The following is an 11,791-nucleotide window of genomic DNA, read 5'->3' as shown; positions in this document are numbered from 1 at the left end:
GGCATGGTGAGGACGATCGACCGCACGATAGCCCGACTGACTGGAGAACAGGACATGAAGGACAACGATCTTTATGCGGGGCTGGTGACGCCCGAAAAGCAGGCCGAATACGAGGCCTGGCTCGTCGCGCGGTTTGGTGGCGACATGGAGCAGCGGATCGTGGAAAGCCGGAAGGCATTCGGCGGACTGGACGAGGCGGTGCTCGCAGCCATGATGGCGGAACTGAAGGCGGTCGAAGAGGCGCTGGCCGAAGGGTTCAAACGCGGCGTGCCGCCACAGGCTCGCTCACTTGATCCAGCCATCGAGGCGCATCGCCGCTGGGTGGAGGCCGCCTGGGGCAGGGAGTGCGGGCCAGAGGCCTATGCGGGGCTGGCCGATGCCTACGAGCATCCCGATTTCCAGAAGCGCTATGAGGCGATCGAGCCGGGGTTTGGCGCGTTCCTCGTTGCGGCGATGCGCGCCTGGGCGCGGCGGCAGGGCTAGGCTTCGGAACGAAAAAAGGCGGCCCGAGGGCCGCCTTTTGATTGGGTTCGCCGCTGTTTACCGGGCGAAGGGGACGTTGGCGCGCAGGCTGTCGCCGGATTCGACATAGACCACTTCGAAGGCGACGTTGATCGCGTCACCATTGAGGGCGATCTGGGCAGAGATGCTCATGTCCTTGCCATCTTCGTCGGGCTTGCGTTCACGCAGGTTGAAAACGAGACCGCCGCCGCGCTTCTGGCCGACGGCGATGCCGCTGAACGTGGCGTTCGAGGTCATGGCTGCTTCGTAGCGCTTCGAGGCGTCGACATAGGCAATGGTGCCGGCAACCGAAAGGTTGGAGCCCGCCAGCGTGCAGCGGCCGGAATAATTGATCTTGTCCTGATTGCCCTGCGAGAGGGACAGGCGGCAGACGACGGTTTCGGTGGCTGCGCCAACGAGCGTACCGCGACCGCGCCACTCACCGATATAGGATTTCAGAAGGGAAACTTCGGCCGGACCGGCAAAGGCTGGCGCCGCGGCAAAGCTGGACGAGAGCAGGAGACCTGCCAGTGCAGCCGCACGGGACAGGGGTCCAAGAAAGGTCATAGTGCAAAGCCTCCAAGTGTCACAACGAGCCCCCCGGCTGGTTATGGCTGATCCAATAGCAAATCCTGTGAGATTCGGTGTTGCGTTTTCGTTATGCCAGGCGCGCCGAGGCCCCAAAACCGGGGCCTCACGCGGTTCTGGGGGCAGGGACCTCGCCCTCCGTTCCGCCCTCACCGGTGACCGTATCGCCCATCGGATCGTCGGGCGTTGCGTCATGGTCGGCAGTCCGCACGCGGATATTGCCCAGCGGATAGAAGAACTTGCCACCAGCCAGCAACAGGGCGGGCAGGATGAAGAGGTCGCCCAGAACGGCGAGAGCCAGAGTGATGACAAAGAGCGAGCCGAATAGGGCCACCTGCGGCAGCTCGGAGAACATGATGATCGCCGTGCCTGCGCAGAGGATGATGGTGGTGGCAACGATCGCCCCGCCGATGCGCAGCAGCGTGTGCTTGACCGCATCCTCGTGTGTTCGCCGTTCCTCGCGCCTGCCGTGGAGATAATGCGAGAGGAAATGCACTGTGTCGTCGACCGCGATGCCGAAGGCGATGGTGAGGGCGATAACCGTGGTCAGTTGCAGCCCCGAGCCTGAATACCAGAGCCAGGCCTCGGTCCCGAGGATCGGGAAGAGGTTGGGTATGGCGGACGCAAGGGCCACGCGGAACGACTGGAAGGCAAAGCCGATCAGGGCGAGGTTGACGAGAACGCTGACTGTCAAATCGAGCTGCAGGCCACGCACGATGTCGTCGGTTGCAAAGGTCGTCAGAACGCGGAAGCCGCCGACCTCGGCATCATTGATGCCCGCAGCGGTGAGTTCGGTCTCGATAGTGGCGACGAGTTCCTTGAGCACATCGCTATCGATGATGGTGGGCATGAAGCCGGTCACCAGCGCCTGCGAGCCATCGTCGGTAACAAAACGGCGACGCATGAACGGGCCGACCGCCTCGAGCACCTCGCCGCGGGTGAAGCCGGCCTCGGTATAGTTGCTCATGCTGGCGGCGGAGATCACCTTGTTCTCGCCGAGCTCCTTTTCGAGGATCTGGTGGACCAGCTTGATGCGCTGGAAATCGACCTCGCCCACGTCCGGATTGTGCTCGATGAGCGGGACACGAACATAGAGCGGCGCCACACCGCCCACACCTTCGTCGATGTTTTCGGCCGCAGTCAGCGCGGTCGATTCCGTGGCGACGAAGTCCTCGAAGGAAAAGCGCGGCTGGATGAGGAAATAGGGGATGAGCAGCAGCAGCGTGGTGATGATGCCGGCAATAGCGATCTGGCGGCCGAAGCGGCTGGCGAGGAACCAGCTGAGGGGCAGGGGCGCGGTAAGGACCACGCTCGACTTGGGCGGTGCCTTGAAGCCCAGGCGCACCGCGAGCTTCAGCAGTAGCGGCTGGAAGGTCATGGTGCAGGCAAAGAGCAGGAACGAGCCTATTGCGCCCGCCATGGAGAATTCGCGGATGCCCTGGCCCGGCGTGAGCGAGAGCGAAGCGAAGCTGACCATGGAGATCAACATGGTGAGGGCTGTGGCGGGGCCGACGAGTTTTATCGTCGCATCGACCGCCTTGTTGGGCTCCATGCCGTCTCGCCAATAGGCCAGCCAGTTGAAGGTGAAGAACATCGACTCGGCAAAGGAGACCACCAGCACCAGCGTGGTGACGATGATGGTGAGGAAGGAGAACGAGCCGAAGAACAGGAGGATAATGCCCATGGACCACATGACCGCGAGGAACGGCGTGGCGGCGACAATGAGGGCGCCGGCAATGGAGCGCAGGGCGAGAAGCGCGATGAGCGAGCCGAGGGCAAAGCCATAGACGGTGAACTTCACCTGGTCGTCCACCGCTGCATTGAGCATTTCGGTGGTCCAGACCGGCGGGCCGGTGATCTCGATGGAGATATCGTCGCTCTGGAACGGCGCGATGGTGGCGCGCAGGTTCTCGATCATGGCCTTGGCGCCGCGTTCGGCCACCATTTCCTGATTGGGGAACATGATCAGCACCACGCCATCGAGATCGGGCGTGATGAGATTGCGCATCATTGGATCGTTTTGCTGCAGATCCATGAGGGCGAAAGCGACTTCGTCGGCCGTCTGCAGACCCTCGGGCACGGCGGGCTCGGACCCGCCATTGGCCGAGGGTTTTCTCAGCGTGAAGGGCGACATGGTGCCGATGGCGAAGTCGTTCAGCTCCAGCTCGAAGGCGAGGTCGCGGACTTGCTCGATGATAGCCGGCTCGGCCAGGCGCTCGGAATTGACGAGGATATAAAGGTCGTTCTCGAAGGTGCCGAAGGTTTCCGACAGGTGCTCATAGGCGTCGTAATAGTGCCCGGAATGGGCGTAGACGCGCAGCAGGTCCCCATCGACATTGGCCTTGGGGATCTGCGTGAAGCAGAGGACAGAGAAGAGCAGGACTGCCACCGCCATGAGGCGCGGATGGCGTACCGTCGCCAGTCCCATGTGCTCCAGGCCAAAGCCGATGGAACGATCATAGGTGAGGCGGGCCAGGACACGCTTGAACCAGGAGGGAGAAGACACGAGGAACCCGACTCCGCAAATGAGGCGACAATCTGGTCAAATCTCTATGTGTTTCGCCCGGGTGCGTCCAGCGGTCGCAGGGGTTTGAACTATGTGGAGCGCCGGCCGATTAGTTTGGCGCACGGTTCGGCGGAAAGTGTTGCGTGGCGGGCACTGTCCCCGCCCTCATTCACCCTTGTGGGGAGGACTGAGGGCGGGGCGAGTGGGCAACTACTAGAGGCCGAGGGCTGCCTTGCTGGCGGCGAGGAAGTCGGCATAGGCAGTCGGCTTGCGGCCGGAATAACGCTCGACCACATCGGTGACAACGCCGTGGAAGCCTGTGACGGCATCGCGCTGGAAGGCGACGAGGGCGGCGGCGAACGGGGCGGGCAGGCCGGCGGCGACCATGCCCTGCTGCAGATGTTCTGGCGTCAGGGCGACGACGTCAATCTTCTTGCCGCTGAGCTGGCTGAGGAGCGCGGCGCGCTCGACATTGGTGATCGGGGCAGGGCCGGTCACATCCTCGATCGCCTTGCCTTCTGCGGAGAGGAGTGCGCCGGCAGCGGTGCGGGCGGTATCGGCGCGGGTGACATAGGACGTGCCGCGATCACCGATCAGGCCGAAAAGCTGGCCCGAGGCGACGACCTGGGCGGCCTCCATGAAGATGTTTTCGGCATACATGTGATTGCGCAGAATGGTGAAATCCAGCCCGCTGGCGGCGATGGCAACCTCGGTCCAGAAGTGCTCGGGGTTGAGACCGGCATCGGCATTGGGGCGCGCGGCCGGGGCCGAAGTATAGATGATGTGCTTTACGCCGGCGGTCTTGGCGGCCTCGATGATGGCCTGCTGCTGGGCGGTGCGGCGACCGACGGCATCGGTGCTGACGATCAGGAGGCGTTCGACGCCGGCAAGGGCGGCCGGCAGGGTGGACGCGTCGTCAAAGTCAAGCTTGCGGATTTCGGCGCCCTTGGCGGCCAGGTCCTGAAGCTTGGACGGATCACGGGTGCCGGCGATGACCTTGGTGGCGCCGCGGGCCAGCAACTCCTCGACGGCGAGGCGGCCCAGCTTGCCCGAAGCGCCCGTGACCAGCAGGGTCGAATTGGTGAATTTGCTCATTTGTACTCTCCATTGCATGGCGACACAGTTCGACCCGACTTGTCCGCCACTCCGGCGGAGAGTAAGTATCGAAAGGAGAGTGCTATCTAGTGGTCCCAACGGGCCATGAAAAGGAGGCACTTTTTCGGGTGAAGATTACCTCGAGGTAAGTGCATGCAAAACGATCTGGAAACCGCGGCCACCTTTGTGCAGCGCTGGAGCGAGGCGGCGGCGGGCGGCAATACGGCGCGCTGCACGGTGCGCAACATCCTCGACAAGGTCGGCGACAAGTGGAGCATGCTGCTGGTCATGACGCTCGCCTCTGGCCCCAAGCGCTTCAACGAGCTGCATCGGCAGGTGCCTGACATTTCGCAAAAGATGCTGACGCAGACGCTGCGCGATCTGCAGCGGGACGGGCTCGTGGCACGGCAGGTTTTTGATACCCAGCCGCCCGCCGTGGAATATCGGCTGACCGGGCTCGGAGAGTCGCTGATCGTGCCGCTGGGGTTTCTTATTAATTGGGCCGACGAGCATTTTTCCAGGATCGACGCGGCGCGGATTGCTTATGACATGAAGTGAGAAGGCACAGGCGCGTGGTGCTCCACCCCCTCCCAGCCTCCCCATCTAGGGGAAGGTGCCATATCGAGTATTTGACGAGATATTGCCTCACTCGCCAGCCAGACACCTCCCCCTAGATGGGGGAGGCTGGGAGGGGGTGATGGGAGCACCTATTTCTTTGGAAAGACCAGCCGATCAATCGTCATGGTCCAGCCGGCGAGCATGCCGGTGGACATCCATTCTGCTGTCTGCGGCTCGGTGAGCTGATCGGGAAGCTCGACGCGAAAGATCATCTGGGTGCCGTCAGCGACGTCGCGGAACAGGATGGTCACCTGTGGGGACTGATCGAGATTTTCCGGATCGATTTTCGGCCAGCCATCGACGGCGCCCCAGGTGAAGACGAGTTTCCGGCCCGGTTCGATCTCGCGAAAAATGCCGCCGGTCATATAGCGGGTTTCGGCATTGACGATCATCTCCTGCCGCCAGGAGCCGCCGACGCGCAGATCGACCTTGACCGGCAGGTCGCTGGTGAAACCGGGGTTGAAGAACCAGCCGAGGTTCTGCGGCTCCGTCAAGGCAGAAAAGACCATGTCGGGCGGCGCTTCAAAAGTGCGCGTGAGGGTAAAACCCCGGCCGAGGGAAAAGGTGGGTTCAGTCATGGCTTGTCCTCCTCTTTGGCCTTGGCGGCCATCATGGTTTTCAGCTGGGCATCGAGCGCGTCGAAGCGCTGGGAGAAGAATTCGCGATAAGTCGCGAGCCAACCGTCGGCCTCTTCGAGCGGCGCGGCATTGAGCCGGCAGGGACGGAACTGCGCGGATTTTTCGCGCGTGATGAGGCCGGCGGTCTCAAGCACCTTCAGGTGTCGCGATACGGTCGGCAGCGCCAGCGCAAAGGGCTCGGCAAGCTCGGTGACCGTGGCGGGACCTTCGGCAAGTCGCTTAAGCATGGCGCGACGGGTCGGATCGGCAAGGGCGGCGAATGTTGAGGTCAGGTGATCTTGCATTTGCGTATTTAGCTAATGATGCAAATACACTGCGCCTGGCCATGCCCGCTGTCAAGCCAGGTGCGCGGCGCGAGGGCGGCTGCTAGGGTGTCCGCGCCCTGGGGGAGGCAAAATGCGTCGTTTGCTGCTCGTCGTTTTCTGGCTGTTCGTGGTTTTCGTGGTGCTGGTCGGCGCTGCGTGGTTCTGGGCGCGGCCTGATCGTCCGTCCGACTTCTACCGGTCGGCCAAGCCAGAGGGCGCGCCGGGGACATTGCTGGCCGTAGAGCCCTATACGCTCGACGTGCCCGAGACGGCCGACGCCTGGCGTATTCTCTATGTGACGACGCGGATCGACGGTGCGCCGGCGCTCGGGAGCGCAGTGGTCATGGTGCCCAAGGGTACGACCGGGGCGTTGCACGCGATTACCTGGGCGCATGGCACGACAGGTGCGGCGCCTGGCTGCGGGCCATCGGTGGTGGCGCCATTCCACAACGTGCCGGCAGTGCCTGAGCTGCTCGCAAAAGGCTGGGCCTATGTGGCGGCCGATTACGTCGGGCTCGGCACGGCAGGCGTGCATGCCTATCTCGTGGGTGACGACGCGGCGCGGTCGGTGCTCGATTCCATGCGCGCGGCGATGCAGATGGCGGAGGTCGATATCCTGCCGCAGACGGTCGTCTGGGGGCACTCGCAGGGCGGCAATTCGGCGCTGTGGACGGGCATGGTGGCAAAGGCCTATGCGCCCGAGATCGACGTGCTGGGTGTTGCAGCTCGCGCGCCGGCCTCGAACCTGCCCAAGATGGTCGACGCGGCGCAGGGCAGCATGTTCGGCAAGATCGTCTCAAGTTACCTGCTGCAAGGCTATGCGGCGAGCTATGCCGACGTCCGGGTGGCGGACTACGTCTCGCCGCTCAGCGCCCTGGTGCTCTCCGATATTGCCGGGCGCTGCTCGCTCGACGCCAAGGCGCTGGTTTCTTTTGCCGAGCTCGCTTTGCTGCCCGGCGACCTCTTCGGCATGAATATCGACGCTACCCCGCTCGGGGCACGGCTGGCCGAGAATGTGCCGGCGGGGCCCTATGACATGCCGGTACTGCTTGGGCAGGGCGTCGATGACGAAATCGTCTACGAACCGATGCAAACCGGCTTTGCCAAAGGCCTTTGCGACGAGGGAACGAACCTGATCTACCGGCGCTATGAGGGGCGCGACCACGTCTCGTTGGTCAAGGCGGATTCGCCTGCGGCCGCCGATATGGTGGACTGGACCAGCGGGCGTTTTGCCGGCGAAGTGGCCACCCCGGATTGCGCCGGCCCCTAGGGCAAGGCTCTCCACAGCCTATTGGGGTGGAAATTGGCTTTTTGAGCCGAAATAGACTACATGTTGGGTAAGAAAAACCAACGTAGAATCACAACGTGACAGATACGCCCGAAGGTGCGGCCGGCAGCATGCCCGGCTCCGACATCGCTCCGATCTACATCACCGACGAAATGCGCAAGAGCTATCTCGATTACGCCATGAGCGTGATCGTCAGTCGCGCGCTTCCCGATGTCCGCGACGGTCTGAAGCCTGTGCACCGCCGTATCCTGTTCTCCATGAGCGAGAACGGCTACGAGTACAACAAGCCCTTCCGCAAGTCGGCGCGTGTCGTCGGCGACGTGATCGGTAAGTATCACCCCCACGGCGACCAGTCGGTCTATATGGCCTTGGTGCGTATGGCGCAGGATTTCGCCATGGGCGAGATGCTGGCCGAGGGCCAGGGCAATTTCGGTTCGGTCGACGGCGATATGCCGGCTGCCATGCGTTATACCGAAGTCCGCATGCAGAAGATCACGGGCTTCATGCTCGACGATCTCGACAAGGACACGGTCGATTTCCGCGACAACTATGACGGCTCCGAACGCGAGCCGACCGTGTTGCCAGCGCGTTTTCCCAACATGTTGGTCAACGGCGGCGGCGGTATCGCGGTGGGCATGGCCACCAATATTCCGACGCACAACCTCGCCGAGACGATCAACGCGGCTGTGGCCGTGCTTGATAATCCCAGCATCACCACCGAGGAACTGCTCGAACACCTGCCGGGTCCGGATTTCCCGACTGGCGGCATCATTCTCGGCCGTGCAGGCATCCGCCAGGCCTATGAGACGGGCCGCGGCTCGATCATCGTGCGTGGCCGCTCGACCGTCGAGGAAGTGCGCAAGGAACGCGAAGCCATCGTCATCACCGAGATTCCGTATCAGGTGAACAAGGCGGCCATGGTCGAGCGCATTGCCGAGCTGGTGCGCGAGAAGCGCATCGAAGGCGTGGCCGACCTGCGCGACGAATCCAGCCGCGAAGGCATGCGCGTCGTCGTCGAAGTGAAGCGCGATGCGCTGCCCGACGTTGTGCTCAACCAGCTTTACCGCTTCACCGCGCTGCAGTCGTCGTTCGGCTGTAACTTCGTGGCGCTGAACGGCGGCAAGCCGGAGCTGATGAATCTCAAGCAGATTCTCGATGCCTTCATCGCCTTCCGTAAGGAAGTGGTGACGCGTCGCGCCCGGTTCCTGCTCAACAAGGCCCGTGACCGCGCCCATATCCTGGTCGGTCTCGCTGTTGCTGTCGCCAATATCGACGAAGTCATTGCGCTGATCCGCACCGCGCCCGATCCGGCGACCGCGCGCGAGCAGTTGATGACCCGCCGCTGGCCAGCTGCGGACGTCGCTCCGCTGATCCGGCTGATCGACGACCCGCGTCACCGCATCAACGAAGACGGCACGTTCAATCTTTCCGAAGAACAGGCCCGCGCCATTCTCGAACTGCGTCTGGCTCGCCTTACGGCACTGGGCCGCGACGAAATCGGGGAAGAACTCAACGGCCTCGGCGCCGAAATCGAGGACTATCTCGATATCCTGCGCTCGATCGATCGCGTCCGCGCCATCATCCGCGAGGAACTCGAGTCCATCCGCGACGAGTTCGGTTCGCCGCGCCGTACGGAAATCTCCGATCACGCCGCCGACTTCGACGATGAAGATCTCATCGCCCGCGAAGACATGGTCGTGACCGTGAGCCATGCCGGCTACATCAAGCGCGTTCCGCTCTCGACCTATCGGGCGCAGAACCGCGGCGGCAAGGGCCGTTCGGGCATGTCGACGCGCGAAGAGGACTTTGTGGCGCGGCTGTTCGTAGCCAATACCCACACTCCGGTGCTGTTCTTCACCAGCCGCGGCATTGCCTACAAGCTCAAGGTCTGGCGCCTGCCGCTTTCGGCCGCCAATGCCAAGGGCAAGGCGCTGATCAACATCCTGCCGCTCGAGCAGGGTGAACGCATCACCTCAATCATGCCGCTGCCTGAGGATGAAACCTCGTGGGGCAACCTCGACATCATGTTCTCGACGACGCGCGGCACGGTTCGCCGCAACTCGCTCGCTGACTTTGTCGAAGTACGCCAGAACGGCAAGATCGCCATGAAGCTCGACGAGGGCGACGAGATCGTCGGCGTCGACACCTGCACGGTGAATGACGACTTGCTGCTGACCACGGCCCTGGGCCAGGCCATCCGCTTCCGCGTCGATGACGTGCGCCTCTTCAAGGGCCGCGATTCCATGGGTGTGCGCGGCATTCAGCTGGCCGATGGCGACAAGGTCATTTCCATGGCCGTCATCAACCACTCGGATGCCGATGCCGAACAGCGCGCTGCTTATCTCAAGATGAGCCGTGCGGTGCGCGGCGAGGCCGAGAGCGAAGAGACGACCTCTGACGAGGCCGATGTGGTCGCTGGCGCGCTGAGCCCCGAGCTCTATGCGCAGATGAGCGCCACCGAGCAGTTCATTCTCGCCATTTCCGAGAATGGCTATGGCAAGCGGACTTCCAGCCACGAATACCGGATCACCGGCCGCGGCGGTAAGGGTATCGTCGCCATGGCGGTCAACAAGCGCAATGGCAACCTGGTGGCGAGCTTCCCGGTGGAAGACGAAGACCAGATCATGCTCATCAGCAATGGCGGTCAAACCATCCGTCTGCCTGTGGGCGGCGACAAGCCGATCCGCATCGTCAGCCGCGGCTCGCAGGGTGTCATTGTCTTCGACACGGCCGAGGGCGAAAAGGTCGTTTCGGTGGAACGCATCAGCGAACCGGAAGGCGAAGAGGGCGATGACGTCGCCCCGCCGGCCGCCGAAGGCGGCGAAACCGAATAAGGATTTGGGGCGCTTCGGCGCCCCTTGTCTTTTCTGGTGGCCGGTGGCTTGCTCCTCGATGAGAGGAGACTCACCGTGTTCGATCTTGCAACGATCATTCCCTATCTCGGCGCCTGCTTTCTCCTGGCCATCGTGCCGGGACCGACCGTGACCGTCATCGTCGCCAATTCGCTGGCGCGTGGAACCGGGGCAGGGCTCGCCATCGTCGCGGGGACGCAAGCCGGGTTTCTGGTGATGACGATGGTCGTGGCACTGGGCATGCAGGCGCTGGTCGCGTTCATGGGCACGGCCTTTGACTGGATCAAGCTGATCGGTGCCGCCTATCTTATCTGGCTGGGCTTCAAGATGCTGCGCAGCAATGGCGACCTTGGCTCGGTAGAAGCCGAGCGGGGTAAGTCCAATCTTCGCACCGCAGGTGAGGGATTTCTCGTAATCCTTTCTAATCCAAAAGCTCTTATCTTCCTTGGCGCCTTCCTGCCGCAGTTCGTCGACGTATCGAAACCGACTTTTCCGCAGGTCATGGTGCTAGGGCTGTTCTTCATGCTCGTCGCCGGTTCGACCGATGCGATCTATGCCGTCGTGGCGGGCAGGGCGCGTGGGCTGTTGAGCGCTACGCGGGTGCGGCTGGTGTCGCGCATGTCGGGTGTCCTCCTGATGCTCGGCGGCGTCTGGTTGGCGCTGCAGAAGCGGGCCTGATGGAGATCTCCGATCTCAAGACTGCGCCTCAATATTTCGACGTCATCGCGGATCGCATCTGGAACGCGTGGTGGAAGCCTTCGGGGGCCGAGCTTGCCCAAGTGGAGGCGGCGCTTGCGGATGTCGTTGTATCCGACGTTTTTCCCTTCACGCTGGTTGGCGTTGAGAGCGAGGTTTTTGTCGGGACTGTCACCTGCATAGCGACGGATATAGAAGCGCGGCCGGAATTTGGGCCGTGCGTCGCCGCGCTTTGGGTCGAGCCGGATTGGCGGGGGCGGGGTGTCGCTGACCGGCTGGTCGATACGGCGCTGAAGCGGCTGCATGCCGCCGGATATGGACATGCCTATCTCGCCGCGCGCCGGCCCTTGCGCGCCTATTATGGTGGGCGCGGCTGGCTGTTGGTCGAAGAGGGTGTTGGCGCGGACCAACTCGATGTGTTCAATAGAGTTTTAGTTGAGGGAGCAGCATATGCCGTCGACACGAATTGAGACGCGACGCGGTTGGATCGACGGGCAGCGCGGCGCCGTGATCGAGGCAGTGCAGAAGGCGCTGATGGCGGCCTGACCGCCCGCCGCGCAAGGCGGCCCTGCGTGGGCCGTCGGGCGGCGCGGTTGACCGCCGCCTCGGCCGTGGCCATGAACGCCCGGCGCCGTCGACGCGGCGCTTCGGGGCAGAATGAGAGTTTTCGGCTACCCTTCCTCGCGATCGGCGATCCTGGGGCG

The 11,791-nt window shown here is 63.1% G+C and carries 11 protein-coding genes; 6 read left to right on the top strand and 5 right to left on the bottom strand.

Annotated elements, in window-relative coordinates; translation table 11 throughout:
- The coding region (locus J0I64_RS19075) for a TipAS antibiotic-recognition domain-containing protein (protein ID WP_291411209.1) at nucleotides 1-483 on the top strand (483 nt) is incomplete at its 5' end.
- A 57-nt stretch (nucleotides 484-540) separates the two neighbouring features.
- Here J0I64_RS19075 and J0I64_RS19070 read toward each other — a convergent pair.
- From J0I64_RS19070 to J0I64_RS19060, 3 genes are all read right to left on the bottom strand, one after another.
- Nucleotides 541-1,068, bottom strand: a complete 528-nt coding sequence (locus tag J0I64_RS19070) for a hypothetical protein (protein WP_291411207.1) — start codon at nucleotides 1,066-1,068, stop codon at nucleotides 541-543.
- Nucleotides 1,069-1,195: 127 nt separating this feature from the next.
- Nucleotides 1,196-3,595 (bottom strand): MMPL family transporter, encoded by a 2,400-nt coding sequence (locus J0I64_RS19065; RefSeq protein WP_291411205.1) that lies wholly within the window; start codon nucleotides 3,593-3,595, stop codon nucleotides 1,196-1,198.
- Between the two features lie 213 nt (nucleotides 3,596-3,808).
- Nucleotides 3,809-4,690 carry an SDR family oxidoreductase gene (locus J0I64_RS19060; protein WP_291411203.1) on the bottom strand — a complete coding sequence of 294 codons (882 nt, stop codon included), beginning with the start codon at nucleotides 4,688-4,690 and terminating at the stop codon, nucleotides 3,809-3,811.
- 153 nt (nucleotides 4,691-4,843) lie between these two features.
- On the opposite strand from J0I64_RS19060, the gene J0I64_RS19055 reads away from it, so the two are divergent.
- On the top strand, nucleotides 4,844-5,248 hold the full coding sequence (locus J0I64_RS19055; RefSeq protein ID WP_291411201.1) for a helix-turn-helix domain-containing protein: 405 nt from the start codon (nucleotides 4,844-4,846) through the stop codon (nucleotides 5,246-5,248).
- Between the two features lie 149 nt (nucleotides 5,249-5,397).
- Here J0I64_RS19055 and J0I64_RS19050 read toward each other — a convergent pair whose 3' ends face one another.
- Both J0I64_RS19050 and J0I64_RS19045 read right to left on the bottom strand, forming a co-directional pair.
- Nucleotides 5,398-5,886, bottom strand: a complete 489-nt coding sequence (locus J0I64_RS19050) for an SRPBCC domain-containing protein (protein ID WP_291411199.1) — start codon at nucleotides 5,884-5,886, stop codon at nucleotides 5,398-5,400.
- On the bottom strand, nucleotides 5,883-6,230 hold the full coding sequence (locus tag J0I64_RS19045; protein ID WP_291411197.1) for a metalloregulator ArsR/SmtB family transcription factor: 348 nt from the start codon (nucleotides 6,228-6,230) through the stop codon (nucleotides 5,883-5,885). Before J0I64_RS19045 ends, J0I64_RS19050 begins: the two co-directional genes overlap by 4 nt.
- 112 nt (nucleotides 6,231-6,342) lie before the next feature.
- Between J0I64_RS19045 and J0I64_RS19040 the strand changes: the two genes are divergently transcribed.
- The 4 genes from J0I64_RS19040 to J0I64_RS19025 all read left to right on the top strand — a co-directional run bounded on the left by J0I64_RS19040 (nucleotide 6,343) and on the right by J0I64_RS19025 (nucleotide 11,557).
- Nucleotides 6,343-7,521 (top strand): lipase family protein, encoded by a 1,179-nt coding sequence (locus J0I64_RS19040; RefSeq protein WP_291411196.1) that lies wholly within the window; start codon nucleotides 6,343-6,345, stop codon nucleotides 7,519-7,521.
- A gap of 128 nt (nucleotides 7,522-7,649) precedes the next feature.
- Complete coding sequence (gene gyrA, locus J0I64_RS19035; protein WP_291411211.1) at nucleotides 7,650-10,373, top strand: DNA gyrase subunit A; 2,724 nt, start codon at nucleotides 7,650-7,652, stop codon at nucleotides 10,371-10,373.
- A 75-nt stretch (nucleotides 10,374-10,448) separates the two neighbouring features.
- Entirely contained in the window at nucleotides 10,449-11,069 is a 621-nt protein-coding gene (locus tag J0I64_RS19030) for a LysE family translocator (RefSeq protein ID WP_291411194.1), read from the top strand.
- Complete coding sequence (locus J0I64_RS19025) at nucleotides 11,069-11,557, top strand: GNAT family N-acetyltransferase (protein WP_291411192.1); 489 nt, start codon at nucleotides 11,069-11,071, stop codon at nucleotides 11,555-11,557. The genes J0I64_RS19030 and J0I64_RS19025 overlap by 1 nt, the downstream gene beginning before the upstream one ends.
- Nucleotides 11,558-11,791: the final 234 nt, after the last annotated feature.

Origin of the sequence: Devosia sp. (assembly GCF_017307565.1) — a bacterium.
Taxonomy (GTDB): domain Bacteria; phylum Pseudomonadota; class Alphaproteobacteria; order Rhizobiales; family Devosiaceae; genus Devosia.
The sequence above is the reverse complement of the archived record's forward strand: the minus strand, read 5'-3'. Positions and strand labels throughout refer to the sequence as shown.

Bases quoted from the DNA above. Each gene is read 5' to 3' on its own strand.
- J0I64_RS19050 (WP_291411199.1), bottom strand. From the start codon at position 5,886: ATGACTGAACCCACCTTTTCCCTCGGCCGGGGTTTTACCCTCACGCGC.
- gyrA (WP_291411211.1), top strand. From the start codon at position 7,650: ATGCCCGGCTCCGACATCGCTCCGATCTACATCACCGACGAAATGCGC.
- J0I64_RS19055 (WP_291411201.1), top strand. From the start codon at position 4,844: ATGCAAAACGATCTGGAAACCGCGGCCACCTTTGTGCAGCGCTGGAGC.
- J0I64_RS19045 (WP_291411197.1), bottom strand. From the start codon at position 6,230: ATGCAAGATCACCTGACCTCAACATTCGCCGCCCTTGCCGATCCGACC.
- J0I64_RS19070 (WP_291411207.1), bottom strand. From the start codon at position 1,068: ATGACCTTTCTTGGACCCCTGTCCCGTGCGGCTGCACTGGCAGGTCTC.
- J0I64_RS19040 (WP_291411196.1), top strand. From the start codon at position 6,343: ATGCGTCGTTTGCTGCTCGTCGTTTTCTGGCTGTTCGTGGTTTTCGTG.
- J0I64_RS19060 (WP_291411203.1), bottom strand. From the start codon at position 4,690: ATGAGCAAATTCACCAATTCGACCCTGCTGGTCACGGGCGCTTCGGGC.
- J0I64_RS19025 (WP_291411192.1), top strand. From the start codon at position 11,069: ATGGAGATCTCCGATCTCAAGACTGCGCCTCAATATTTCGACGTCATC.